The sequence below is a fragment of the Roseomonas sp. FDAARGOS_362 genome (assembly GCF_002754815.1).
GTDB classification, from domain to species: Bacteria; Pseudomonadota; Alphaproteobacteria; order Acetobacterales; family Acetobacteraceae; genus Roseomonas; species Roseomonas mucosa.
Genome location: NZ_CP024583.1, coordinates 136,836 through 160,699, shown reverse-complemented (window position 1 = coordinate 160,699; position 23,864 = coordinate 136,836). Strand labels below are relative to the sequence as shown.

General features: G+C 70.3%; 25 protein-coding genes and 1 pseudogene. 21 read left to right on the top strand and 5 right to left on the bottom strand.

The window, feature by feature from the left end; genetic code table 11:
- The first annotated feature begins 10 nt into the window (after positions 1-10).
- The 3 genes from CTJ15_RS02545 to CTJ15_RS02535 all read left to right on the top strand — a co-directional run bounded on the left by CTJ15_RS02545 (position 11) and on the right by CTJ15_RS02535 (position 1,823).
- Positions 11-928, top strand: a complete 918-nt coding sequence (locus tag CTJ15_RS02545) for a hypothetical protein (protein ID WP_126281751.1) — start codon at positions 11-13, stop codon at positions 926-928.
- Positions 925-1,524, top strand: a complete 600-nt coding sequence (locus tag CTJ15_RS23690; RefSeq protein WP_126281750.1) for a hypothetical protein — start codon at positions 925-927, stop codon at positions 1,522-1,524. Before CTJ15_RS02545 ends, CTJ15_RS23690 begins: the two co-directional genes overlap by 4 nt.
- 110 nt (positions 1,525-1,634) lie before the next feature.
- A complete protein-coding gene (locus CTJ15_RS02535; protein ID WP_126281749.1) occupies positions 1,635-1,823 on the top strand; it encodes a hypothetical protein in 189 nt (62 codons plus the stop codon).
- 54 nt (positions 1,824-1,877) lie between these two features.
- On the opposite strand, the gene CTJ15_RS02530 is transcribed toward CTJ15_RS02535, so the two are convergent.
- Together CTJ15_RS02530 and CTJ15_RS02525 are read right to left on the bottom strand one after the other, a co-directional pair.
- The gene (locus tag CTJ15_RS02530; RefSeq protein ID WP_075822881.1) at positions 1,878-2,180 is read right to left on the bottom strand and encodes a hypothetical protein; all 303 of its coding nucleotides are present in this window, start codon (positions 2,178-2,180) and stop codon (positions 1,878-1,880) included.
- Positions 2,177-2,908: a ParA family protein gene (locus tag CTJ15_RS02525; RefSeq protein WP_075822880.1), complete on the bottom strand. Its 732-nt coding sequence runs from the start codon at positions 2,906-2,908 to the stop codon at positions 2,177-2,179. The genes CTJ15_RS02530 and CTJ15_RS02525 overlap by 4 nt, the downstream gene beginning before the upstream one ends.
- A gap of 204 nt (positions 2,909-3,112) precedes the next feature.
- Between CTJ15_RS02525 and CTJ15_RS23685 the strand changes: the two genes are divergently transcribed.
- The 3 genes from CTJ15_RS23685 to CTJ15_RS02515 all read left to right on the top strand — a co-directional run bounded on the left by CTJ15_RS23685 (position 3,113) and on the right by CTJ15_RS02515 (position 4,733).
- Positions 3,113-3,361, top strand: a complete 249-nt coding sequence (locus tag CTJ15_RS23685; protein ID WP_126281748.1) for a hypothetical protein — start codon at positions 3,113-3,115, stop codon at positions 3,359-3,361.
- A 151-nt stretch (positions 3,362-3,512) separates the two neighbouring features.
- On the top strand, positions 3,513-4,388 hold the full coding sequence (locus CTJ15_RS02520; protein ID WP_226945899.1) for a DUF932 domain-containing protein: 876 nt from the start codon (positions 3,513-3,515) through the stop codon (positions 4,386-4,388).
- Between the two features lie 72 nt (positions 4,389-4,460).
- Positions 4,461-4,733, top strand: coding sequence for a hypothetical protein (locus CTJ15_RS02515; protein ID WP_075822878.1), 273 nt, complete (start codon positions 4,461-4,463; stop codon positions 4,731-4,733).
- A gap of 616 nt (positions 4,734-5,349) precedes the next feature.
- Here CTJ15_RS02515 and CTJ15_RS02510 read toward each other — a convergent pair.
- Complete coding sequence (locus CTJ15_RS02510) at positions 5,350-5,802, bottom strand: helix-turn-helix domain-containing protein (RefSeq protein ID WP_099781021.1); 453 nt, start codon at positions 5,800-5,802, stop codon at positions 5,350-5,352.
- A 156-nt stretch (positions 5,803-5,958) separates the two neighbouring features.
- Here CTJ15_RS02510 and CTJ15_RS02505 point away from each other — a divergent pair, with 156 nt between their 5' ends.
- The 7 genes from CTJ15_RS02505 (at position 5,959) to CTJ15_RS02475 (ending at position 16,087) form a co-directional block, all read left to right on the top strand.
- A complete protein-coding gene (locus CTJ15_RS02505; protein WP_126281747.1) occupies positions 5,959-6,324 on the top strand; it encodes a hypothetical protein in 366 nt (121 codons plus the stop codon).
- An 89-nt stretch (positions 6,325-6,413) separates the two neighbouring features.
- The gene (locus tag CTJ15_RS02500) at positions 6,414-7,736 is read left to right on the top strand and encodes a TolC family protein (RefSeq protein WP_099781019.1); all 1,323 of its coding nucleotides are present in this window, start codon (positions 6,414-6,416) and stop codon (positions 7,734-7,736) included.
- Positions 7,736-8,986 carry an efflux RND transporter periplasmic adaptor subunit gene (locus tag CTJ15_RS02495; protein ID WP_099781018.1) on the top strand — a complete coding sequence of 417 codons (1,251 nt, stop codon included), beginning with the start codon at positions 7,736-7,738 and terminating at the stop codon, positions 8,984-8,986. Before CTJ15_RS02500 ends, CTJ15_RS02495 begins: the two co-directional genes overlap by 1 nt.
- A gap of 13 nt (positions 8,987-8,999) precedes the next feature.
- Positions 9,000-12,245, top strand: a complete 3,246-nt coding sequence (locus CTJ15_RS02490; protein WP_099781017.1) for an efflux RND transporter permease subunit — start codon at positions 9,000-9,002, stop codon at positions 12,243-12,245.
- 66 nt (positions 12,246-12,311) lie between these two features.
- A complete protein-coding gene (locus tag CTJ15_RS02485; RefSeq protein ID WP_099781016.1) occupies positions 12,312-12,689 on the top strand; it encodes a hypothetical protein in 378 nt (125 codons plus the stop codon).
- Between the two features lie 95 nt (positions 12,690-12,784).
- The gene (locus CTJ15_RS02480; RefSeq protein WP_099781015.1) at positions 12,785-13,711 is read left to right on the top strand and encodes a cation diffusion facilitator family transporter; all 927 of its coding nucleotides are present in this window, start codon (positions 12,785-12,787) and stop codon (positions 13,709-13,711) included.
- A gap of 105 nt (positions 13,712-13,816) precedes the next feature.
- Positions 13,817-16,087 (top strand): heavy metal translocating P-type ATPase, encoded by a 2,271-nt coding sequence (locus tag CTJ15_RS02475; RefSeq protein ID WP_226945898.1) that lies wholly within the window; start codon positions 13,817-13,819, stop codon positions 16,085-16,087.
- A gap of 119 nt (positions 16,088-16,206) precedes the next feature.
- On the opposite strand, the gene CTJ15_RS02470 is transcribed toward CTJ15_RS02475, so the two are convergent.
- Positions 16,207-16,617 carry a helix-turn-helix domain-containing protein gene (locus tag CTJ15_RS02470; RefSeq protein ID WP_073140505.1) on the bottom strand — a complete coding sequence of 137 codons (411 nt, stop codon included), beginning with the start codon at positions 16,615-16,617 and terminating at the stop codon, positions 16,207-16,209.
- Positions 16,618-16,710: 93 nt separating this feature from the next.
- Between CTJ15_RS02470 and CTJ15_RS02465 the strand changes: the two genes are divergently transcribed.
- The 8 genes and pseudogenes from CTJ15_RS02465 to CTJ15_RS24545 all read left to right on the top strand — a co-directional run.
- Complete coding sequence (locus CTJ15_RS02465) at positions 16,711-16,959, top strand: heavy metal-associated domain-containing protein (protein WP_083755472.1); 249 nt, start codon at positions 16,711-16,713, stop codon at positions 16,957-16,959.
- A gap of 92 nt (positions 16,960-17,051) precedes the next feature.
- Complete coding sequence (locus tag CTJ15_RS02460) at positions 17,052-19,172, top strand: heavy metal translocating P-type ATPase (protein WP_226945897.1); 2,121 nt, start codon at positions 17,052-17,054, stop codon at positions 19,170-19,172.
- Positions 19,165-19,683, top strand: a complete 519-nt coding sequence (lspA, locus tag CTJ15_RS02455) for a signal peptidase II (protein ID WP_099781014.1) — start codon at positions 19,165-19,167, stop codon at positions 19,681-19,683. Before CTJ15_RS02460 ends, lspA begins: the two co-directional genes overlap by 8 nt.
- Before the next feature lie 31 nt (positions 19,684-19,714).
- Positions 19,715-20,434 (top strand): cytochrome c biogenesis CcdA family protein, encoded by a 720-nt coding sequence (locus tag CTJ15_RS02450; RefSeq protein ID WP_099781013.1) that lies wholly within the window; start codon positions 19,715-19,717, stop codon positions 20,432-20,434.
- The gene (locus tag CTJ15_RS02445; protein WP_073140510.1) at positions 20,431-21,051 is read left to right on the top strand and encodes a cation diffusion facilitator family transporter; all 621 of its coding nucleotides are present in this window, start codon (positions 20,431-20,433) and stop codon (positions 21,049-21,051) included. Before CTJ15_RS02450 ends, CTJ15_RS02445 begins: the two co-directional genes overlap by 4 nt.
- Positions 21,044-22,039: a nitrilase-related carbon-nitrogen hydrolase gene (locus CTJ15_RS02440; protein ID WP_099781012.1), complete on the top strand. Its 996-nt coding sequence runs from the start codon at positions 21,044-21,046 to the stop codon at positions 22,037-22,039. The genes CTJ15_RS02445 and CTJ15_RS02440 overlap by 8 nt, the downstream gene beginning before the upstream one ends.
- Before the next feature lie 137 nt (positions 22,040-22,176).
- On the top strand, positions 22,177-22,314 hold the full coding sequence (locus CTJ15_RS24125) for a hypothetical protein (protein WP_193009548.1): 138 nt from the start codon (positions 22,177-22,179) through the stop codon (positions 22,312-22,314).
- Positions 22,293-22,964: pseudogene (locus tag CTJ15_RS24545) on the top strand (hypothetical protein); the annotation flags it as partial. The gene CTJ15_RS24125 and the pseudogene CTJ15_RS24545, both read left to right, overlap by 22 nt.
- A 356-nt stretch (positions 22,965-23,320) precedes the next feature.
- On the opposite strand, the gene CTJ15_RS02430 reads toward CTJ15_RS24545, so the two are convergent.
- A complete protein-coding gene (locus tag CTJ15_RS02430) occupies positions 23,321-23,845 on the bottom strand; it encodes a DUF6428 family protein (RefSeq protein ID WP_099781011.1) in 525 nt (174 codons plus the stop codon).
- Between the last annotated feature and the right edge of the window lie 19 nt (positions 23,846-23,864).

Here is a 23,864-nt window from a genome sequence, read left to right as displayed (position 1 = left end):
AGTACCAGCCATGAAGAACACCCCGTCCGTAGCGCCCCAGCCCGCCCCCTCCCCCACGCCTAGCCCTCGTCTATTCGGCCGGGCCCGCTCGATTGAGGGCGAGCGGGAGATCCCGGTCGGACCGGCGGCCCGTCCTCGCGACGGCGCCGCTGCAGCCCTGCCCACTGTGCCGGCCGTAGACCTCGGGGACGGTCCCAAGGCGCTGTTCGTCATGGGGCCGGGCCGCAGCGGTAAGACCACGCTGCTGCGCTACATCCTGGAGGAGGCCCGCTCCGGGCAGCCGGCCCCGATCGCCGCGGCGCTCGATCCGCAGAACCGGTCGCTGGCCACCTTCGTCAACGACGTGGCGCAGCCCGATACAAACGATCCCACCGGTGTCGCCCGCTGGGCAGAAGAATTGCTCGGCTTCGTCATGACCGAGAAGCAGAGCGCCCTGCTCGACATGGGCGGCGGCGATCTGAGCATGGGCAAGCTGCTGGAGGACGTGCCTGACCTGGCCGGCAGCCTGGAAGAGGCCGGCGTGCATCCAGTCGCGATCTACACCCTATCCCCACGCGTCGATGATCTGAGCGTGCTGGCCGGCTACGAGGCGCAGGGCTTTCAGCCCAAGGCCACGGCGCTGATCCTCAACGCCGGCCTGGCCGACCCCACCATGCCGCGGGAGGACGCCTTCGCCCGCGTGCTACGGCACAGCGCTTTCCGGGCCGCCGTGGAGCGCGGGGCGGTGCCGATCTGGATGCCGCGGCTGGATGCGGGCGTTGCAGCCGAGATCGAAGGCAAGCGGCTCCGCTTCGGCCAAGCGCGCGACGGCCAGACCCCGGCCGACCAGCCCGGCGCCATTCTCGGCCCGTTCGACCGCTCTCGCGTCCGCAAGTGGATGGCGGACATGGCCGCGTCCCTAGTGCCGATCCGGTCCTGGATTCCGTGAGCACGACGACTGCGGCGGCGCCCTCGGACCCGCGCGCAGCGATTGGCCGCGCGCGGGCCGATCTGCGCCTCGCGGCCTCGAAGGCGCAACTGGAGGGCGACCCGCTCGGCCCGGTTCTCGAGGCCTTCGGGGCCAGCCTCGGCGCCATGGGCGAAGTGCTGGACCACGTAGAGTCTAGCCGGCAGCCGCTGGACGCTTCAGCGCAGGCCGAGATGACGCGCCAGCTCGTGAAGGCATGCCGGGCCGACTTCGTGCGCCAGGCCGGCGCGCAGTTCCGGCGTTTGGCCGTGCTGTCGGGCGCCGGGGCGGCGGTGCTGCTGCTGGGCGCGCTGGGCGGCGGCTATCTGTGGGGAAGATCGACGGAGGCGGCGGAAGTGCGCGAGGCCACGGGCATTATCCGCGCCGCGCTGTCGGACGGCTCGGCCTCGGCTCGGGCATGGGCCGACGCCATCCGCCGCAATGACCTTGTAGGCCTCCTGTCGCGCTGCGAAGGGCGGGCGGTTTGGGCCGATGCCTCTGGCCGGCGGGCCTGCGCCGTGCCGCTGTGGCTGGATGAGGCGCCACCGCCGGCGGCGCCGGCGGGGCCACGCTCGTAGTGGCGGCGCCTTTCCCACGGGCGATCCGCGGGGTGGGCTCTGCACTCCGCGCCGCTGCCTGGCTGCTGCTCGCCCCGCTGCTCTACCTAGTGCGGGGACCAGCGAGGGTCTTGCTGGCCGTGCTGGGCTTCCTGGGCATCGTATGCGCCTTCGCGGGCCTCCTGGGCATCCGCTCCGCACTCGACGCGGGGCAACCGCTCTGGGAGCCGCTTGGCATGATTTGGGGTGGTGGGGCTGTTGGGATGCTCTGCCTCGGGCTGCGCGCGCGCATTTCCCGCATGTGGAATGACTATGACTGACAAGCGCCAAGCTGTCTTGCGTATTACTGCTTTACGCAAGACAGCTTGGCGGTTCTAACCCCGCCCGCGGCGCCTGGGCTGGGGCCGTTCCTCCAGGTCATGGCTGGATACCTGCACGCCATGCTTGGCCAGGGCTTCCGCGATCACGCGCCGCTGCGTCGTGCCCTTTTCGATTGCGAAGCGGGCCAGGGCTTCCAAGGTACCTTCGGTCATCCGGACAGACAGGACAGCCGGCTTGTCGTCGCCCTGGCGTTGGGCGATGGCCGGCGGCTGCTGCGGTGCGGCCTCGCCGGCCGCCCGTAGCATCTCGTCAGGGGAAATGGGCGGCGCTGGCCTGGTGCTCTTGAGGCCCTTCAACGGTGCGGCTCCTGCGTCTTTACGGCTTTCGTCTTTACGTCTTGCGCCTTTACGCCATGTAACTTGGCGCTCGGCGTCTTTTTCTTTCCAGCCGCTGAGGGATTGCCCGGCAGCCACCCCAGCTCCCGCAGCTCGTCGACCAGGGCTGCCGCCTCTGCTCCCGCCTTCCCAGCTGGCATCCGCCCTGAGAAGCCCATTTCCCCATAGGCCACTAGGTCAGACAGGGAGGCGGCTAGTTTTGGCAGGGTCGCTGCCTCGGCCGCAGCGTGTTTGGAGAGTGCCGTCGAGGACCGCACGCGGTTGAGAACAACACGGGCAGGTATCTCGCGGCGGGCTGCCGATGCAACGCCGGCCACCAGCTCAACGGTGCGGGCGGCCTCGGTCACGTCGCCCTCCCCCGGCACCATGGGGATCAGCACCCCGTCTGCCGCCGTCATGGCAACGGTCGCGGCACGGTTGCCGAAGCCAGCTGTGTCCACCACTACCACCTCAGCCTCCTGGGCCATCCGATGGATCAAATGGGCCAGCTTCGCCTCGTCCGGTTCGTGGTGGCAGACAAAGGCGGCTCCCTCGTAGAGCCTGGATGCCCATCGGGACAGGCCGGCAGTCGGGTCGGCATCGAGCACGGCAACGCTCACCCCCCGCGCCGCGAGGGTGCCCGCGATGATCTGGGACAGCGTTGTCTTGCCTGGCCCACCCTTTGAGCTGGCAACAGTGATGATCGACATGGTGGCTCCAACCGCATGACGCCGTGCGTCAAGTTAGCAAGCGTCAATACGGCTTGACTACAACGTACGTCGCCATGCGTAAAGCGTATTACGTCTGTACACTTGGCGCTGGACACCTCAGTAGGGCCTTCCCCATCCGAGGGCATCGTGGTTGTTTAGTTTTTTAATTTATCAACCACCATGAATGTTCTCCAGGATCCCAGTATGTCAGACAGCTCTAGCCCCGACGCCAAGGCCACTGGCACCCCGGTCAAGCGCCGCCCTGGCCGCCCGGCCGGCGGTGACATGGCGCAACTGACGCTCCGTATTCCGCGCGCGCACCTGCTCGCCCTCACAGAGGAAAGCGCCCGTCGTTCGATGGAGACGGGCCGCAATGTCACGCCGCAAGCCATCATCGCAGGCATGATCGCGGCCAGCATTGCCACCAAGAACGAGAGCACACCGGCGGCGTAGAACCCTACGCCGCCGCAACAGACAAGGTCACGCACCCGTTACTATATAAATGAATTTTTTAATTTAAAAATGTTGACCGGTGGATTGGGTCGGGGTAATGTTCCTCTCAGCCGAGGCGCTTCGCTTCGGCGGTTAGAGCAAGGCGCTCCGCATGACGTTCTTCCATTCTTCTCGTTCCTTCGGTTCCACCCGCGCCGCGATGGGCGCTAACCCACTGTCAGACGGGGAGCTAATGCAGCTCGCCCCGTCTGCCTTCGCGACAGAGGCCCATTCCTCCCGCTCCGCGCGCTACGCCTATATCCCGACTGCGGACGTAATCGCGGGTCTGCGACGCGAAGGCTTTGTGCCGGTGCTGGCGCGGCAGACCCGCCCGCGCGACGCCGACCGCAGCGGCCACACCAAGCACCTGATCCGCTTCCGCCACGAGGGTCAGGCAAGCCAGCCGCGTCGCGTCGGCATGACCTTTCCGGAAGTCGTGCTCATCAACTCCCACGATGGGACCAGCGCCTACCACGTCACCGCAGGCGTGTTCCGCCTCGCCTGCCTCAATGGGATGGTGGTGTCGGACGGGCCGGAACGCTCGGTAAAGGTGCCGCACAAGGGCGACGTAGTGCGCCAAGTGATCGAGGGCAGTTACGAGGTCCTCGGCGCCTCGCGCCAGGCCATTGAGGCCGCTGATGCCTGGGCCAGCGTCGCCCTTAATCGCGAGGAACAGAACATCCTTGCGGAAGCCGCCCGCGTGATCCGCTTTGGAGACGAGGAGGGCAACGTCGCCTCCCCAATTCAGGCGGAACAGTTCCTCACCGCCCGCCGGGCGGCGGACACGGGCGCGGACCTGTGGAGCACCTTTAACCGGGTGCAGGAAAACACCATTCGCGGCGGCCTCCAGGCTTGGGGCAGGGACGGTAACAACCGCCCGCGCCGCATCACCTCGCGCGAGGTTACGGGAATCGACCAGGACGTGAAGCTCAACCGGGCGCTGTGGATGCTGGGCGAGCGCATGGCGGCCCTCAAGAGCGCCGCCTAACCAGTGGGGGCGGGGAGCGATCCCCGCCCTTCCTTCCGCCCTTGCGTGCCACCCCGTCGAAAGCTCCGCACTATGGATTTCCACGCTCTGCCTATCCTGGGCATTTCGCTCGTACTCAATGACGACGCCGGCAACGGCCTGGCGCTCGGCACCAGTTCAGAAGATCCCGCCTACCTCCTTGCCGTGGTCGAGGATGCCGCCGGCCGCGCCATCATCTGCAACCTGATCGACGGTGAGAGCGAGGCGCTGTTGCTGGCCATGCTGACCGAACGCGCGGCCGTGCGCGCCGCCGCGGCGATCCCGCCCTATCGTGCTACACCGGGCGCCGCTGGGGCCTCGTCGTGACCGCGTTAAGGTGGTGCGGGCAGGCTTCGGCCCGCCCTCGCTGCCCCGCTCTGTGCTTCGCCGCTGGCCGCCTCCGGGCGGCCTTCTACGTTGCGGCCGGTGCCGTCGTCGGGTCATTACCGTCCGTATGGCTATGTCCCCATCCCGCTTCGCCGAGTGCCTGGAAACGATCGGCTGGACCAAGCGCGGCCTCGCACGCCGACTGAACGTGGGGCAAGCGGCGGTGCGCCAGATGGCCAACGGGCGGCACGAGATCCGCGACGACTTCGGCGGATGGTTAGAGGGGTTGGCAGCGGTCCATGCGCCGCTGTCGCCCGAGCTACGCGAGCTTTCTGACCAGATGGGGTGCGATAGGGGGGAGTGGGTGCGCTATCCCCGTGGCATACGGCCCCTATCTGACGAGGAGGCGGCGGCGCTGCGCCGCGTCGCGGAAGCGCACGCTGCGATGCCTTGGCCGCCAGGATGGCGGGGCGGCACTGTGAAGGACGATAATACAGAGTCGTAATTTGGCCGAACCTGAAAAGATCAGGTGTTGCGCTCCACTCGCCCGGCCGGCTTCGCCGGCCTGCCGTCCTCGATCCATCGATACTACTACGACATCGTAACGATATATCGCTCAGCCCAGACGTGACGCCGGCTCCCCATGTATGGGGGCAGTACAGTGCCCATGCCCAAAGTCGGCCAGTGTCTCGATGATACGGCACTCCTCCATGTGGCCGCCCACGCACTGGCTGGCCATCCGCTGCAATTCCGATCGAAGCGCCTCGAGGCGCTTCATCCGGGCGTCCACCTCGGCGATGTGGGCCATGGCGATGGCGTGTGCTGCCGAACAGTCGGCCCCGGGACGGTCGGCGAGGGCGAGCAGGGAGCGGATGTCCTCCATGGAGAAGCCGAGTTCGCGGGCATGGCGAATGAAGCCGAGCCGCCGGAGGTGGATATCCCCATAGGAGCGGTGCCCGCCCTCGGTTCGGGCGGGAGGAGGCAGCCAGCCCTCGGCCTCGTACCAGCGGACCGTGGTCGCCTTCACCCCGGTCTCCCGCGAGAGGTCGCCGATCGTCAGCCTCGCCATGGTGCCTCCTCGGTCAGGACCATCCTGGAGAATATAGGGCCTCGGTGGCTATGTGCCCCCCTGGCCCGCCGTGCATCAGGGACAGGGGTGGTGAGACAAGATGTCCACCCGTCTCCCGATGACACCGGATTACAGCTGCGTTAGACTTGGTCTAGCATGCTCGCCCTGACGACATCGCTGGCCACCAGGATCCTTCGCCGAGGTCTCTCGGTGATGATGTGCGCACTCATGCTCCTGTCGGTGGTGGTCTCGACGGACGCAGGTGCCTCGACGGTTCCCGCCCCGGCCGAGCAGGTCGAGATCATGCTCGGGAACAGCGGTCCGGGCGATGAGCCGCTGCGGCCGGATGTCCTGCCGTGCCACGCCGCCCACCATCTCTGCGGCAAGGTGACGCCGCTCCCGCCGGTGCTTGCGGCCGCGGCCCCTGCCGTCGTCCATCCGGAGTTCAAGCCGGTCCTCGCACCTGACCGGGTGCTGCTGTCCGGCGTGACGGAACTGCCGCCCAGACCACCACGCGCCTGACGGAACACGCTTTCCCGCTGGTCCGGCCCGCCCACCCCTGAGGGCGGCGGAGCCCGGCCCGTTCGTGCTCCGTCTTTCCAGGTGCCTTCATGTCATTCAACGTTATTCGGCTCGCGGCGGTTCTCGCCGTCGTCCCGGCCCTGGCCCTCGCGCAGGACGCCCGTCCGCCCGTGGCGTTCCTCACCGTCACCTCGCCCCAGCAGGCCGTCGAGGCCGCGCTCACCATTTCCCCAGCCCTCCGGGGTGCCGGGGCTGCCCGGCAGGCCGTCCAGGCGGACGCCCTCCAGGCGCGGCTCCGGCCCAACCCTGAACTGAGGGGCAGCTTCGAGAACTTCGGCGGGTTCGGCGGCCGCCAAGAGAACCGGGCGTTCCGGACCCTGGAGAGCACGGTGGGCCTCGCCCAGCGCATCGAGCTGGGCGGCAAGCGGTCGGCCCGCATGGATCTCGCCGCCCGGAGCGGAGAGGTCGCGGTGCTCGACTTCACCGGCGCCCGGCTGGAGATCGCCCGCGAGGTAGTGACCGCCCTGGCCACCGCGGAGGCCGCCCGGCGCCTAGTCGGTGTCGAGCGCGAGCGGGCACGGCTGGCAGCCGAAACCCTCAGGGCCGCCCGCGCCCGCGTGGAGGCGGGCCGGGATCCGCTGCTCCAGGCCGAGCGGGCCGAGGTCGTCCGCGCCACGGCGGACATCGCGGCCGAGCGTGCCCAGCGCGAGGTGGACATCGCCCTCGCCGACCTTGCGGTCTTCATCGGCGTGCCTCGGGTGGAACTCGCCCCCCGGCAGCCCTGGTTCGACGAGATCGGCCCCAATCCCGGCCGCCCGGTCCCGGCGGACCCGCTGGCTCGGCTCTCGGGCAGCCCCGAGCTGGCCCGGCTTGAGGCGGCGGTCGCCCAGCAGCGGGCGAACCTGACCCTCCAGCGCGCCACGGCCGTGCCTGACGTGACCCTCTCGGGCGACGTCCGTCGCTTCGGCGACAGCAACGAGACGGCCTTCGTCGCGGGCGCCTCCATCCCGCTGCCCTTCTACGACCGCAACCAGGGCGGCATCGCCCGCGCCCAGGCCGAGCTGACCCGCGCCGAGGCCGAGGCCGAGCGCGGGCGTAGCGCCCTGGTCGCCGCCCTCGTCGCCGCCGAGCAGCGGCTTGCTCTGGCATGGCGCTCCGTGGAGACCCTGCGGCGCACGGCGCTGCCCTCCGCCGAGCAGGCGGCCCGGTTCGCGACGCTTGGCTACGGCGAGGGGCGCTTCAGCTTCCTGGAGGTTCTCGACGCCCAGCGGGCGCTCTCCGACACCCGCGCCCAGCTCGTGGAGGCCATCCAGGCCTTCCACGCCCTGCGCGCCCAGGTGCAGCGCCTCCGTGGCGACCTGCCCGCCGTCTCCACCCAGCCCGTGAACGCCCCGAACGGGAGTGCCCGCTGATGCTCCGCATGACCCTAATGGCGGGCGCCGCCGTCGGCGGCCTCGCCCTGGCCGTCGTCTACCCGTCCATCCCCGACACCGCGCGCAGCCTCCTCGGGATGCAGTCCACCCCCGCCGGAACCGCCCGTGCCGCCGCTCCTGCCGCTGCGCCCAAGGGCAACGGCCACGGCCACGCCGAAGGCGAGGGCCACGGTGAGGAGGGCCACATCTCCATGACGGCCGAGGGGATCGAGGCCGCGGGCATCCGGGTCGCCCCTGTCGGCGGCGGCACGCTGGTCAGCCGCGCCGCCGTTCCCGGCGTTCTCTCCGCCAGCCAGGACAGGCAGGCGCGCGTCACCGCCCGTCTCGGCGGGATCGTCGCCGAGGTCCGCAAGACCCTGGGCGACGAGGTCCGCACGGGCGACGTGCTGGCCGTGCTGGAAAGCCGGGAGGTGTCGGACGCGAAGGGCGAGTTCCTCGCCGCCGCTCGCGCCGCCGCCCTGGCCGAGACCACCCTGGCCCGGGAGACCCGCCTCTGGCGCCAGCGCATCTCGGCTGAGCAGGAGTTCCTGCAGGCCCGGACCGCGGCCGAGGAGGCCCGCATCAAGGTCGACCTCGGTCGCGCCCGTCTCGCGGCCCTGGGCCTGACCGACGCCGAGATCGGTGCGCTGGCCCGTCAGCCCGCCGCGACGCTGCGGAGGCTCGAGCTGCGGGCGCCTCTCGCTGGCCGGGTAACCGCCCGCAACGCCGTGCTGGGCGCCTCGGTGGCTGCTGACGCCGAGGTGTTCTCGGTCGCCGACCTGTCGGTCCTCTGGGTCGAGCTGACCATCCCACCCCGTGACCTGCCCCTGGCCCGCCAGGGACAGACCGTGATGATCACCGGCGAGGGTGATGCCCGGACCGAGGGCAGGATCGTCTTTCTCAGTCCGGTCCTGGATCCCGAGACGCGCTCGGCGCGGGCTGTTGCCGAGATCCCGAACGCGGAAGGCAACTGGCGTGCGGGCGGCTTCGCCACCGCCCATCTCGCTACCGCCGAGCAGGCCGTCGATGTCCTCGTGCCGCTCGACGCGGTCCAGGAGGTCGAGGGCAAGAAGGTTGTCTTCGTGCGGAACGAGGAGGGCTTCGAGCTTCGCGAGGTCGAGACCGGGCGCGAGGACGCGCAGGGCTACGAGGTCATCTTCGGGCTGGATGCCGGAACGGAGATCGCGGTTGGCAACGCCTTCGTGCTCCGGGCCGAGCTGAGCAAGTCCGAAGCCGGGCACGCGCACTGAGGCCCGCCCGGACATGATAGGACCCATCCTGGACTTCTCCGTCCGCAACCGCTGGACAGTGCTGCTGCTGGCCGTCATCGCGGCCCTCGTGGGCGCCTGGTCGCTCACGCGCCTGCCCATCGACGCCACGCCCGACATCACCAACAACCAGGCCCAGATCAACACCCTGGCTCCCTCGCTCTCGCCCTACGAGATCGAGAAGCAGGTCACCTTCCCGATCGAGACGGCGCTGGCGGGCATCCCCGGGCTGGAGAGCACGCGCTCCATCTCCCGCAACGGCTTCAGCCAGGTCACGGCGGTGTTCAGCGAGAGCACCGACATCTACTTCGCCCGCCAGCAGGTGCTGGAGCGCCTGATCGAGGCGCGGGAAGCCATGCCAGAAGGGGTGGAGCCGCGCCTGGGGCCCGTCTCCACCGGCCTCGGCGAAGTCACCATGTGGACGGTGAACTTCGCAGCCCGCCGCCAGGGCGATGTCGTGCCGGATGGCCAGCCTGGCTGGCAGGCCGACGGCAGCTATCTGACCCCTGAGCGCGAGCGCCTGGCCACGGAGGCGGACCGCGCGACCTACCTCCGGACGGTCCAGGACTGGATCATCCGGCCGCAGATCCGGAACGTGCCGGGAGTCGCGGGGGTGGACGCCATCGGCGGCTATACCAAGCAGTACGTGGTCCAGCCCGACCCGGCCCGCCTCATCGGCCTCGGCCTGAGCTTCGCAGACCTCTCGACGGCCATCGAGCGCAACAACGTCTCCACCGGGGCAGGTTACGTGGAGCGGGGCGGCGAAGGACTCGTCGTCCGGTCCGGCGGCCGCGTCACGAGCGTGGCGGAGCTGGAGCAGGTCGTGGTCGCGACCCGTGAGGGCGTGCCCATCCTGCTCCGGGACGTTGGCCGCGTCTCCATCGGCCAGGCACCGCGGACGGGCAGCGCCAGCGGCAACGGCCAGGAGATGGTGGTCGGCACCGCCCTCATGCTCCTCGGCGAGAACTCCCGGGTCGTTGCCGAGGCCGTCCACGCCAAGGTGGACGATCTCCGGCGGACCCTGCCGCGGGGGATCGAGGCGGTTACGGTGCTCGACCGCGGCATCCTGGTGGACGCCACCATCCACACCGTCGCCAAGAACCTCGGCGAGGGCGCGCTGCTGGTCATCGTCATCCTGTTCCTGATGCTCGGGAACATCCGGGCGGCGATCATCACCGCCCTGGTCATCCCGGTGACCATGCTGCTCACCGCCTTCGGCATGGTGCGCGGCGGCATCTCGGCCAACCTGATGAGCCTCGGCGCGCTCGACTTCGGCCTGATCGTCGACGGCGCCGTCATCATCACCGAGAACAGCCTGCGGCACCTCTCCGAGCGCCAGCACGAGAAGGGGCGCCTGCTGACCGTCGCGGAGCGCCTCCAGACCGTGGCGGACAGCGCCAAGGAGATGATCCGGCCTTCGCTCTACGGGCAGGCCATCATCATCCTCGTCTACGCACCGCTCCTGACCTTCACCGGGGTAGAGGGCAAGATGTTCATCCCCATGGCGATGACCGTCATCATCGCCCTGGTCTTCGCCTTCATCCTCTCCTTGACCCTCGTCCCGGCCCTGATCGCCATCTGGATCACCGGGCGTGTGCAGGAGAAGGACGTCGCGATCGTCCGTGCCCTGAAGCGGGCCTACGCCCCCGTCCTCGGCCGCGCGCTGCGGACGCCCATCCCCGTCATCGCGATCGGCGCGATGCTCTTCCTGGGGTCGCTCACCCTGTTCTCACGCCTGGGCCAGGAGTTCATCCCGACCCTGGACGAGGGCAACCTCGCCATGCAGGCGCTCCGCATCCCCAGCACCTCCCTGCAGCAGTCCCAGGCCATGCAGTCCGTGCTGGAGCGGCGGATCTCCCGGCTGCCCGAGGTGCAGGTCATCTACTCCAAGACCGGCACGGCCGAGGTCGCCACCGACCCGATGCCGCCGAACGCCTCGGATACCTTCATCATCCTCAAGCCGCGCGACCAGTGGCCCAACCCGTCCCTCCCGAAGGCGGAGCTGGTCCAGCGTATCGAGCAGGCTGTGGCCGGTATCCCCGGCAATGCGCTCGAGTTCAGCCAGCCCATCCAGATGCGCTTCAACGAGCTGCTGGCGGGCGTGCGCGGCGACCTCGCCGTGAAGGTCTTCGGCGACGAGTACGGCCCGATGCTCCAGGTAGCCGGGCAGATTTCGAACATCCTGAACGGCATCGAGGGCGCCGAGGACGTGAAGGTGGAGCAGGCCACCGGCCTGCCCTTCCTGGAGATCACCGTGAACCGGGCCGAGGTGGCCCGCCGGGGCCTGAGCGTGGCCGACGTCCAGGCCGTGGTGGCGACGGCGATCGGCGGGCGGGAGGCCGGGATGGTCTACGAGGGCGACCGGCGCTTCGCCATCGTGGTGCGCCTGCCCGAGAACCTGCGGGGGAACTTCGAGACGCTACGGAGCCTGCCCGTCCCGCTGCCGCCTGTGGCCGGGCGTCCTGCGGCATCGGTGCCGCTCCAGCAGGTCGCGACCCTGCGCGTGGTCGAGGGGCCGAACCAGATCAGCCGCGAGCAGGGGCGGCGCCGGGTCGTCGTCCAGGCGAATGCGCGGGGCCGCGACATCGGCTCCATCGTCGCCGAGGCCCAGGCCAAGGTCGCGGAGCAGGTGCAGCTGCCGCCCGGCTACACCATCACCTGGGGTGGGCAGTTCGAGAACCTGGCCAAGGCGCGCGAGCGGCTCATGGTGGTGGTCCCGGCCTGCTTCCTGCTGATCCTGGTGCTGCTCTACGCGGCGCTCGGCTCGGTGCGGGACGCGCTGGTCGTGTTCAGCGGCGTGCCGCTGGCGCTGTCTGGCGGGCTGCTCGCCCTGTGGCTGCGGGGCATGCCGTTCTCGGTGCCCGCCGCGGTCGGCTTCATCGCGCTCTCAGGCGTGGCGGTGCTGAACGGGCTGGTAATGGCGACCTCCATCAAGGACCTCATCCTCCGCGGCCACCTGTCGCTGCGGGACGCCGTGTTCCAGGGCGCCATGACCCGTCTCCGGCCCGTGGCGATGACGGCGCTCGTGGCCTCGCTGGGCTTCGTGCCTATGGCGCTCGCGACCGGCCCCGGGGCGGAGGTGCAGAAGCCGCTGGCGACCGTCGTCATCGGCGGCCTCATCACCGCGACCCTGCTCACCCTGCTCGTGCTGCCCGCCCTCTACGTGCGGTTCGGGCGGGTGCAGGTCCCTGCGGCCGAGGAGTCCGTCCCCGCCGGGGCCGGGCACGCCCCGGCCGAGTGAGAGTGCCGGGAGCCGTCCTCCCGGGCGGCTCCCGGAAACTGACCACCCTTCCAGAAGGATCCAGACATGCGCAGGACCATCCTCGCCGCCATCGCGGTCGCCGCCCTCTCCACCGGCGCCATGGCCCAGCAGGGCCACAGCCACGGCGACCAGGGCCCGCACGGCGGGAAGATGCAGGACGTGGTCGGCGTCCACGCCGAGCTGCTGACCTCCGAGCGGACGCTCACGGTCCATCTCTACGACGAGGCCGGGAAGCCCGTCTCCTCGGCCGGGTACACGGCCTCGGCCCTGGTCGGCTCTGGCCAGTCCCGTCAGGTGGTCCAGCTCGCACCGGGGGCGGAGAACACGCTGACCGGCACGGCGGCGACCCCCGTTGCCCGCGGGACTTCCGTCACGCTGCAGATCAAGAACCCGGCCGGGCGCAGCGGACAGGCGCGGTTCTGAGGTTTCCCTGGCCCGGGCGCCTTGCCGACCCTTGGTGAGGCGCCCGGCACCACGCCGCTCGACAGGATCGGCGGCTGAACCCACGAGGAGGTCCGATGGGACAGGGGCACGATCACGGGGTGGGCAACGCACACTCGTCGGCACTCACGAAGGCGCTCGGCCTGACGGGAGCCTTCCTGCTCGCCGAGGTGGCGGGCGCCTACGTCTTCAACAGCCTCGCGCTCCTGTCCGACGCGGCCCACATGCTGACCGACGCGCTGGCCCTGGCCGTGGCGCTCGTCGCCATCCGCATCGGCCGCCGCTCAGCGGACAGGCGCCGGACCTGGGGCTACCACCGCTTCGAGATCCTGGCGGCTGCCTTCAACGCTTCGCTGCTGTTCCTGGTGGCCATCTACATCCTCTACGAGGCCTACCAGCGCTTCCGCGAGCCCGCCGAGGTCGGCACCATTGGCATGCTGGCCGTCGCCGCCTTCGGCCTGCTGGTGAACTGGATCTCCATGCGCCTGCTCGCGGGCGGCAGCGAGAGCAGCCTCAACGTGAAGGGCGCCTACCTGGAGGTCTGGAGCGACTTCCTGGGTTCGATCGCTGTCATCGTCGGCGCTTGCGTCATCTGGGCGACAAGCTGGGCCTGGGTGGACCCGGTGCTCGGCATCGGCATCGCACTATGGGTTCTTCCGCGCACCTGGACCCTCCTTTCCGAGGCCATCGACGTGCTGCTGGAGAGCGTGCCCCGCGGCATCAACCTTGATGCCGTCGAGGCCGCGATGCGGAACACGCCGGGGGTGCGGGACATCCACGATCTGCACGTCTGGTCCCTGACCAGCGGCAAGGTGGCCCTGTCGGCCCACGTGGTGGTCGATCCCTCCCTGGCCAGGGAGGACCGCCTGGAGGATGCGCTGGGCGCCATGCTGGCCGAGAGGTTCAGGATCACCCACGCGACCGTCCAGGCCGAGCTGGCGGGCGCCCACGGGGGCACCACGACGGACAACTGGGGCGCCGCGGAAGCAGGGCACCGCCACTGACGGGTGACCCTGGCGGGCGTTTCCCCAGGGCGGCCCGCAAATTCTCCCTTGAACCTCCAGCCACTGGAGGTCCCATCTCAGAAGCCGTCAGCAGGAGGTCGCTAGATGGACGGCACACGGAACGGCAGCCAGGGGCAGTCCGTGTCCTGGCGCGTGGAGGGCATGGACTGCGCCTCCTGCGTGGCGAAGGTGGAGAAGGCGGTCACCCGCCTTCCAGGCGTCAAGGACGTCTCGGTGAACCTCATCGCGGAGCGTCTGACGGTCCGGCTGGAGCCAGGCGCGTCCAGCGCCACCACCATCGAGCAGTCGCTGGCAGGTCTCGGCTACACGGCTCGGCCGCTCCCGGCGAACGATGTCGTGGCTCCTGCTGACGGTCACGCCCATGCCGCGGAGGAGCGTGACCATGCCGGGCATGACCAAGCGGACCACGATCACGGCGAACATGGCCACGGCGATACCTTCGGCCATTCACATGCCAACCACGAGAATCCGGCCGATGCCACGAAGCCCTGGTACGCCACGGGCAAGGCACGCCTGGTCTGGCTGCTCGGCGCCTTGGTCCTCGGCGCCTACGCCCTGTCGCTGGTTCTTCCCGCCCGGCTGACTTACCCGCTCTTCCTGGCCGCGACCCTCGTGGCCCTGGTTCCGTTCGGCCGCCGCGCCTTCGCCCTGGCCCGGGCCGGGACACCCTTCTCCATCGAGACCCTGATGGTGACCGCTGCGGCGGGCGCCGCCGTCATTGGGGCAGCCGAGGAGGCTGCCGTGGTCGTCCTGCTGTTCGCTCTGGGTGAGCTGCTGGAGAATGTGGCGGCCGGGCGGGCGCGGGCGGGCATCAAGGCCCTGGCCAACCTCATGCCTCGGACGGCGCGGCGCCTGCGGGCGGACGGCTCCACCGAGGAGGTGCCTTCCGACCAGCTCTCCGTCGGCGACCTCGTCCTGGTCCGCCCCGGCGACCGCGTGCCCTGCGACGGCACCATTGAGGAAGGCCGGTCCGCGCTCGACGAGAGCCCCGTCACCGGGGAGAGCATCCCCGTGTCCCGCGGCCCCGGCGAGGCGGTCGTGGCGGGCTCCATCAACGCCGACGGCGCCCTGCGGGTGCGCGTGACCCGAGCCGCTACCGACAACACCATCGCCCGCATCATCCGCATGGTGGAGGAGGCCACCGCCTCCCGTGCACCGACGCAGCGCTTCATCGAGCGCTTCTCCACCTGGTGGACGCCGGGCGCGATGCTCGTCTCAGCATTGGTCATCCTCGTCCCGCCCTTCCTGCTGGGCTGGGACTGGTGGACCAGCGTCTACCGCGGGCTGGCCGTCCTCCTGATCGCCTGCCCCTGCGCCCTGGTCATCTCGGTGCCAGCCGCCATGGCCTCCGGCCTGTCCGCCGGTGCCCGGCGCGGCCTACTTATCAAGGGAGGTGCCGCCCTGGAGGAGATCGGCGCGGCGAAGACCGTGGCCTTCGACAAGACCGGCACGCTGACCGAGGGTCATCCCAAGGTGACGGACATCCTGCCTGCGCAGGGAACCTCCGAGTCCGACCTGCTGACCTTGGCGGCCGGGGTCGAGCAGGGGTCCTCGCACCCCCTGGCCAAGGCCGTCGTGGCCGCGGCGGAAGCGCGGGGCGTCGCGACGCCGCCCGTTTCCGACCAGGCTGCTGTGCCCGGGAAGGGGGTCACCGCCACGGTCGACGGCCGCAAGGTCAGCGTCGGCAGCCCGCGCCACGCCGCGGAGGCGGGCGCCCAACTCGGCGGACTGGCCGAGGCGGTCACCCGCTTGGAGAACGAGGGCAAGACGGCCGTCGTGATCCTGGCGGACGGCACCGTCGCGGGCGTCCTGGCGCTCCGTGACGAGCCTCGGGGCGACGCGGCCGAGGGCATCGCCGCCCTTTCGCGGATCGGCATCCGCTCCGTGATGCTGACGGGCGACAACGCCCGGACCGGGGCGGCCATCGCCAAGGGGTTGGGCCTGGACGTGAAGGCCGAGCTGCTGCCGGACGACAAGCTCCGCGAGATCGGAGCCCTCCGGTCGTCCGGCTCCGTGGCCATGGTGGGTGACGGCATCAACGACGCCCCGGCGCTGGCGGCAGCCTCGGTGGGCGTCGCCATGGGCGGCGGCACTGACGTGGCCCTGGAAACAGCGGATGCAGCGGTCCTGAAGGATCGCGTGACCGGCGTCTCCGAACTCGTCAGCCTGTCGCGGTCCACCATGGCCAACGTGAAAGCGAACGTCGCCATCGCCGTCGGGCTCAAGGCGGTCTTCCTCGTGACGACTCTGATGGGCGTGACCGGGCTGTGGCCCGCCATCATCGCGGACACCGGCGCCACGGTGCTGGTGACGCTGAATGCCCTGCGCCTCCTCGCCTGGAAGCCCTCGGCATGAGGGACATCAGCATGTCTGCGCCGGGAAGGGATGCCTCGACGCTGCTGGCCTTCAGCCTGCCCGGAGCGATCTGTTGGCCCGCCTGATCATTCATCGAGAACAACGCGCATCCAACACGTCTACTTCGGCGGGGCAAGCGCCTCGATGATGCGGCACTCCGCCACGTTGCCGTGACGGCACTGCCCGATGAGGGAGGCCAGTTCTCGCTGCAGCGCCTGCAGGTCGGCGATCTTCCGGTCCACCTCGTCCAGGTGCTCGCGGGCGATGACGTCCACCGCGTCGCAGGAGCGCTCGCGGTCCTCGGCCAAGTCAAGCAGGGCGCGGATCTGTTCCAGCGAGAAGCCAAGGTCCCGGGCGCGCCGAATGAAGCTCAGGCGGCCGAGGTGCGGCTCGCCGTAGGTTCGATAGTTCCCCGCGCTGCGGGCGGGCACCGGGAGCAGGCCGACCCGCTCGTACCAGCGAATGGTCTCCACCTTCGTTCCGGTCACCCTAGCAAGGGCGCCGATGTTCAGGGGCTTTTCCACAACCATTCCCTTGACCCTGTAGTGGCTACAGGGTCCATGTAGGGAGCCTTCTGTCCGCGCGCCAACCGGCGGGCACATTCCTGGAAGGGAAGGCAAACGATGGCCAACAGCGAAACTACGGCTCCCGGGACGCGGGTGGACCTGCGCTACCGGGTCGACGGCATGGATTGCTCCAGCTGCGCTTTGAAGATCGAGGACGCGGTGGAGCACCTTGGCGGCACCGAGGACATCCAGGTCAACTACAAGACCGAGACCCTGGAGTTTCGGCTGGATGAGGCGACCACGCCGCGCTCGGCCGTCGAGGATATGATCCGCAAGCTCGGCTACGGCGTCGCGCCTCTGGCGTGACTGGCAAGGACTGGGTGGCGGCGATGGCTGACGGCGGAACGGCTCAACTGGCCCCTGGGTCCAGGTCGGCCCTGCGATACCACGTGGAGGGCATGGACTGCCCGTCCTGCGCCTCGAAAATCGAAACGGCGGTTGGCCGCTTCGGCGGGGCCGAAGACATCCGGGTCAACTACCACAGCCAGGTTCTGGCCTTCCGGCTGGACGAGGCGGCCACGCCGCGCTCGGCCGTCGAGGAGCAGATCCGTAAGCTCGGCTACGGCGTCGCCCCCGTCGAGGCGCCGCGGGTGGTCGCGGGCGAGCCTGGCGCCGCCGCCGACCTGGCGCTTGTTCGCCCACGCCAGCTATGGTGGAAGGGGAAAAAGGCGCGGCTCGCCGCAGCGATCGGCGCCCTCATGGTGGCCGGGTTTGCCGTCTCGCTCGCTGTCCCGGCCCTGGACCACTGGGTCTACCTGCCCGCCGCCCTGCTCGGCCTTGTCTACTTCGGCCGCAAGGCAATCGCCGCGGCACGCGCCGGGTCGCCCTTCAGCATCGAGATGCTGATGTCGATCGCGACCGTCGGCGCCATCGCCATCGGCGCGACCTCCGAGGCGGCCGTGGTGGTGTTCCTCTTCACCATTGGCGAGCTGCTCGAGAACGTCGCGGCCGGGCGTGCCCGCGCGGGCATCGAGGCGCTCGGCGCCCTGGTGCCGAGAACCGCGCTGCGCATCGAGAATGGCACGGCGCGGGAGGTGCCCGCTGCCAGCCTCAAGGTCGGCGACCTCGTCCTGATCCGCCCGGGAGACCGCGTCTCGGCCGACGGCGAGGTAGCCGAGGGCGAGTCCGAGGTGGACGAGAGCTCGGTGACCGGCGAGTCCGTCCCTGTCCCCAAGGCCGAGGGCGCCTCCGTCTTCGCGGGCAGCATCAACGCCTCCGGCGCGCTGCAGGTCCGGGTGACGAAGCCCGCCTCCGACAACACCATCGCCCGCATCATCCGCCTGGTGGAGGAGGCGCAGGACGCCAAGGCACCGACAGCCCGCTTCATCGAGCGGTTCTCGGCCGTCTACACGCCGATCGCGGTCGCCGTGGCGGCCCTGGTCGCCGTCGCGCCGCCGCTCGTCGTCGGCGCAGACTGGGGCACCTGGATCTACCGAGGCTTGGCCCTGCTGCTGGTCGCCTGTCCCTGCGCCCTCGTCCTCTCGACGCCCGCGGCCATCGCCTCCGGCCTCGCCGTCGGCACCCGACGCGGCCTGCTGGTGAAAGGCGGCGGCGCCCTGGAGGCCATCGGCCGGATCCGCACCGTCGCCTTCGACAAGACCGGCACCCTGACCGAAGGGCGCCCGCGCGTGACCGACCTCCTCGCCCTCTCCGGCCCGGAGCGCACCATGCTCGGCCTCGCCGCCGCGGTGGAGAACGGCTCCAGCCATCCGCTCGGCCGCGCCATCCTGGAGCGGGCGGACGCCAATGGCATCCCGTTGCGCCCCACCAAGGATTCGCGGGCCATCCCGGGCAAGGCCGTCGAGGCGGTCGTGACCGGCAAGCGCGTGGCCGTCGGCTCGCCCTCCCATGCCGCCGGGCAGGCGCCGCTCCCGGCCGACGCGGCGCGGACGGTCGCCGAGTGGGAGAACCAAGGAAAGACGGTGGTCGTCGTCTCCGTGGACGGCGCCCACATCGGCCTGATCGCGGTGCGCGACGAGCCCCGGCCGGACGCGGCCGCGGGCATCCGGGCGCTCGACGCCCTCGGCGTCGAGGCCGTCATGCTGACCGGCGACAACGTCCGCACGGGGCAGGCCATCGCCGGGGCGCTCGGCCTGAAGGTGAAGGCGGGGCTGCTGCCGGAGGACAAGCTGCGGGAGATCGGCGCCCTCAAGGAAAAGGCGCCCGTGGCCATGGTCGGTGACGGTATCAACGACGCGCCCGCGCTCGCGGCCGCCTCAGTCGGCGTCGCCATGGGCGGCGGGACCGACGTGGCCCTGGAGACGGCCGATGCGGCGCTGTTGAACAGCCGCGTCGTGGATGTGGCCGCCCTGGTCGGGCTGTCGCGCGCGACGCTTTCCAATATCCACCAGAACGTGGCCATCGCCCTCGGCCTGAAGGCGGTCTTCCTGGTGACGACGGTGGTCGGCATCACCGGCCTCTGGCCCGCCGTGCTGGCCGACACCGGCGCGACGGTGCTGGTGACCCTCAACGCCCTGCGCCTGCTCGGATACCGCTTCAAGGGCGTGGCGCATGGCTGAGGGCCTGCCCCGGGCGCGCCTCGCCTGGACCTGGGGCGCGGCGACGGCCGCGCTGGCCTTCGCGCTGGACCAGGCGACGAAGTGGTGGGTGCTGGCCCATCTCATGGATCCGCCCCGCGTCATCCCCATCACCCCGTTCTTCAACCTGGTGCTGGGATGGAACCGGGGCGTCAGCTTCGGTCTGCTGTCGGCGGACCACCCCGCGACGCCCTGGCTCCTGTCCTCCATCGCGCTCGCCGTCGTCGTGGGCCTCGTCGTCTGGACGACGCGCGACCGGCGACCGGGGATGGCGGCCTCGGTCGGGTTCATCGTCGGAGGCGCCCTGGGCAACGTCGTCGACCGGCTGCGGCACGGTGCCGTGACGGACTTCCTGGACTTCCACGTGGCTGGCTACCACTGGCCCGCCTTCAACCTCGCCGACACCGCGATCTTCGTCGGCGTCGCGCTCCTGCTCCTCGTCGGCGGGAGGCGCGACCCGGCGGGCGCGCCGACCTCCGCGGCGCGACCCTGAGGGCGGGACCGCCGTGAACCCGCTCCTCCAGATGTCCGGCCTCCTGACAGCCTTCCTGGCCGGGATGGTCTCGTTCCTCTCGCCCTGCGTGCTGCCGCTGGTGCCCGGCTACGTCTCCTACGTCGCCGGTCGCTCGGTCGCCGCCGAACGCGCGGCGCCCGGTCGCCTCGCCACGGTCGGCCTCGGCCTCTGCTTCGTTCTGGGCTTCGCGACCGTCTTCGTGGCGATGGGCGCGGGCGCCTCGGCGCTGAGCCAAGCCCTGCTGCGCTACCGCTACGAGGCCGGGATCGTGGGCGGCGTGGTGGTCATCCTGTTCGGCCTCATGACCGCGGGCGTCCTGCGGCTGATGCCGCTGCAACGCGACCTCCGCTTCATGCCGACCCTCAGCGGCGGCACGCCGCTCTCCGCCTATGTGCTCGGGCTGGCCTTCGCCTTTGGCTGGACGCCCTGCATCGGGCCGGTGCTCGGCGCCATCCTGGCGCTGACCGCCACCAGCGAGATCAGCCACCTCGGCATCGTGCTCCTGGCCACCTACGCAGCTGGGCTGGGCGTGCCCTTCCTGCTGGTCGCCGCCTTCGCGGACGCCTTCCTGCGCGGCCCGTTCCGCGGGCTGCGGCGCCTCGGCCGTGTTCTTCAGATCGTAGCGGGTGGCGTCATGGTAGTGATGGGGGCGGCCATGATCACGGGCCACCTGACCGACTTCGCCATCCTGATGCTTGAGCTCTTCCCGGGGCTCGGACGCATAGGATGAGCGACGACGACGATCTGCCCCGGGACCTTGGCCACATCACGCCCGCCTATCGCCGGGCGCTCTGGATCGTCGTGGGCCTCAACGTCGGCTACGGCCTTGTGGAGATGGTCGGCGGCTTCGTCTCCGGCAGCCAGGCGTTGAAGGCGGACGCTCTCGACTTCCTTGGCGACGGCCTGATCAGCTTCCTCGGCCTGCTGGCCATCGGCTGGAGCCTCGCTTGGCGCGCCCGGTCAGCCCTCATCCAGGGACTGTTCCTCGCGGCGCTCGGCTTGGGCGTGCTCGCCACCACTGGCTACCGAGTGCTGGTGCTGAACCAGCCCGAGGCCGAACTGATGGGCCTCTTCGGCGCCGTCGCACTGGTGGTCAACGTCGCCTCCGCGGCGGTGCTCATCCCGCACCGGGAGGGTGACGCCAATGTCCGGGCTGTCTGGCTATTCAGCCGCAATGACGCCATCGGCAACCTCGCCGTGGTGGTCGCGGCGGGTCTCGTCTGGTGGACCGGAACTGCATGGCCGGATCTCGCCGTGGCCGTCGTCATCGCCGGGCTTTTCCTGCAATCGGCATGGTCGATCGTCCGCGATGCCAGGACGGATCTGCGTGAGGCAACCAATGACTGAGAACGTTCAGCCAGAGCTGCCTCCGGGGCAGAGCACCGGGCCATCCGGACCGGACGCCCAGGTAAGGGTCGCCGCCTGCACGACTCCTGTTCGCATTGCCGACCCGGAGGTGAATGCGGACACCCTGCTGACGACCGCGCGTGCCTGCGACGCACGATTGGTGTCCCTGGTCGCCTTCCCGGAGCTGGCGTTGACCGGTTACTCCATTGACGACCTCTTCCTTCAGGATGTTGTGCTGGACGCTGCGGAGGCCGCCCTGAGGCGTATTGTGGAGGCTTCCGTCCATATCCAGCCCGTCATGGTGGTGGGAGCACCCCTGCGCCACGCGGGGCGCGTCTACAACACAGCAGTGGTGGTCCATGGCGGGCGGGTGGCCGGGGTGGTCCCGAAGGTTCACCTGCCAAACTACCGCGAGTTCTACGAACGCCGTTACTTCGCGTCCGGGCAAGGTACGGAAGGCAGCATGATCCGCCTGGGTGAGCAGCACGTGCCATTCGGTCCCGACCTCATCTTCGTGGCCGAGGACCGCCCAGGGCTCGTGTTCCACGCTGAGATTTGCGAGGATATGTGGGTGCCGATACAGCCGAGCGCCATCGCGGCGCTGGCTGGTGCGACTGTTCTGGTGAACCTGTCGGCTAGCAACATCACAGTCGGGAAAGCCGACACCCGGCGAATGCTGTGCCAAGCTCAGTCGGCGCGATGCACGGCGGCCTATCTGTACACGGCGTCTGGCGAGGGTGAATCGACGACCGACCTCGCGTGGGATGGTCAGACCTCGATCTATGAGAACGGGGTCCTTCTCGCAGAGACCTCCCGGTTCAAGCCCGGAGCCCGGATAGCTGTCGCGGATATCAACGTCAGCCTCTTGGCCCGTGCCCGCGGCTGTTCGGGCATCTTCGCGCAGTGTCGGGCGAACCACGAAGCCCAGGTGGTCCGCTTCCGCCATGTTTCACTGCACTCCGGGGCCGACACAGGTTTCAACTGGTAGCCAACGGCCGCGTGCCCCCCCGAAGCCGAGGTCGTCTCCGGCCGCAAGCGAAAGGTCTACACCCTGACGGACAAGGGCCGGGACGCTTTCAAGGTCGGCCTGAAAGCCTGGATGGACGCCACAGCAACCTTGACCAGATGAGCTCCTGCGGCACCGTCAGGGTCGCGCAGTTCGCCTCCGGCCTGCTGATGTGGGTGCTCATCGCCACCGGCGAGATCACCGCGCTCGCGGACTGGATGCTAGTGGCCTTCCCATGGCTCGCGAGGATCGGATGAGCGGCGGCGCCCTCCGGACGCGCGCGGGCCGCCCGATCCCGAGCGCCGTCGCCTCCACCTCGCCCTCTCGAGGCGGCACGGGCGACGAGCCCGAGGCCGCGGGGGGGCGGAGAGGGACCGCGCCGGGCCGAGGGGAAGGGTTCGCGCCACCGGACGCGGTCGCCCGCCTCTTCACCTGGCTTGCCGGACTGCCGCCGCGTCGGGCTCTCGCCGCGGCGCTCGCCCTCGGGCTGCTCTCGGCCCTCGCCCTGCCCCCGCTTCATGCGGTGCTGGTGCTGCTGCTCGCCGTACCGGGGCTGCTCGCGCTGCTCGGCGCCGCGACGTCGTGGCGACGGGCGGGCAGGCTCGGCCTGGCCTGGGGCTTCGGCCACAGCCTCGGGGGCCTGTACTGGGTTACGGAGGCGCTGCTCACAGACCCGGCGCGCTGGTGGTGGCTCGTGCCGCTCGCCGCGCCGGCGCTCGCCGCCGTGATGGCTCTCTACGCGGTGCCACCCGCGCTCGCCGCCTGGTTCCTGCCTCCGGGCTGGTGCCGCCTGGCGGGCTTCGCCGGGGCCTGGACCTTCGCTGAGATGCTGCGCAGCGTGCTGTTCACCGGCTTCCCGTGGAATCCCCTGGGCGGCGTCTGGGCCTTCGCGGCGCTGCCAGTGCAGGGCGCGGCCGTGGTCGGCGTGCACGGCCTCTCCCTGCTGACGCTCCTGCTCGCGGGCCTCCCGGTCCTCCCCGACCGCCGCCGGGCCTGGCTCGCGGGCGGGGCCGCGGCCCTGGCCCTCGCCGCCTTCGGCGCGTGGCGCCTCTCCGGCCCGGAGCCGCCGGGGCCGCCGGTACGGCTCGTGCTGGTGCAGGCCGGCGTGGCGCAGGAGGAGAAGTGGCGCGAGGACCGGCGCGCGGCACATGTTCAGGGGAGGCCAGATCGGCGGCTTCGCGCCCGACCCGGCCATCAGCGGGTCGCGCACGACCTCCCAAAAGCGGAAGTCGCAGCCGATGTTCCCGGCGTGTGGCACTGGTTTCAGCAACAACCGCTCGACGGCTTGCAGCAGGGCGAGGCGGCCTGGGCCGCTTCCTGCTCCGCCCGGTGCCGCGGCTTGCAGATGGCGGCCCGGGGCCCGAGCTCGATCACGGCGCTGGTCGCCTCGATCCGGATCGCCTCGACGTCGAAGATCTGCATGGGACGGCCGGGCGGCCCGACTTCGAAGGTCAGGCGGCTGCCCGGCTGCAGGCTGACCCGGGACGCCACCTTTTCGAGGATGGCGAGGAACTTGCCGACCTCCATGTGCTCCGGCTTCTCGGCCGAGGCGGGCAGGTCCTCCACCTGCAGGATCGTCTCCTGCCAGGCATCCGGGTTCCCACCGCAGTCCAGGGTGACGAAGGAGCCCGCCTTCACCTCGGTCACGTGGTAGCCGGGCTCGGTCTGGCGCCCGTCGTAGCTGATGACCAGCCGTCGCGCCGCGTGGGGCCGGAGGGCGTCGAGCACCGCGCCCAGCGAGGCGTCACCCACGAAGCCGATGGTCAGGGGCAGAGCAGGCGCGTTCATCTTCCCTCTTTCATCTCAA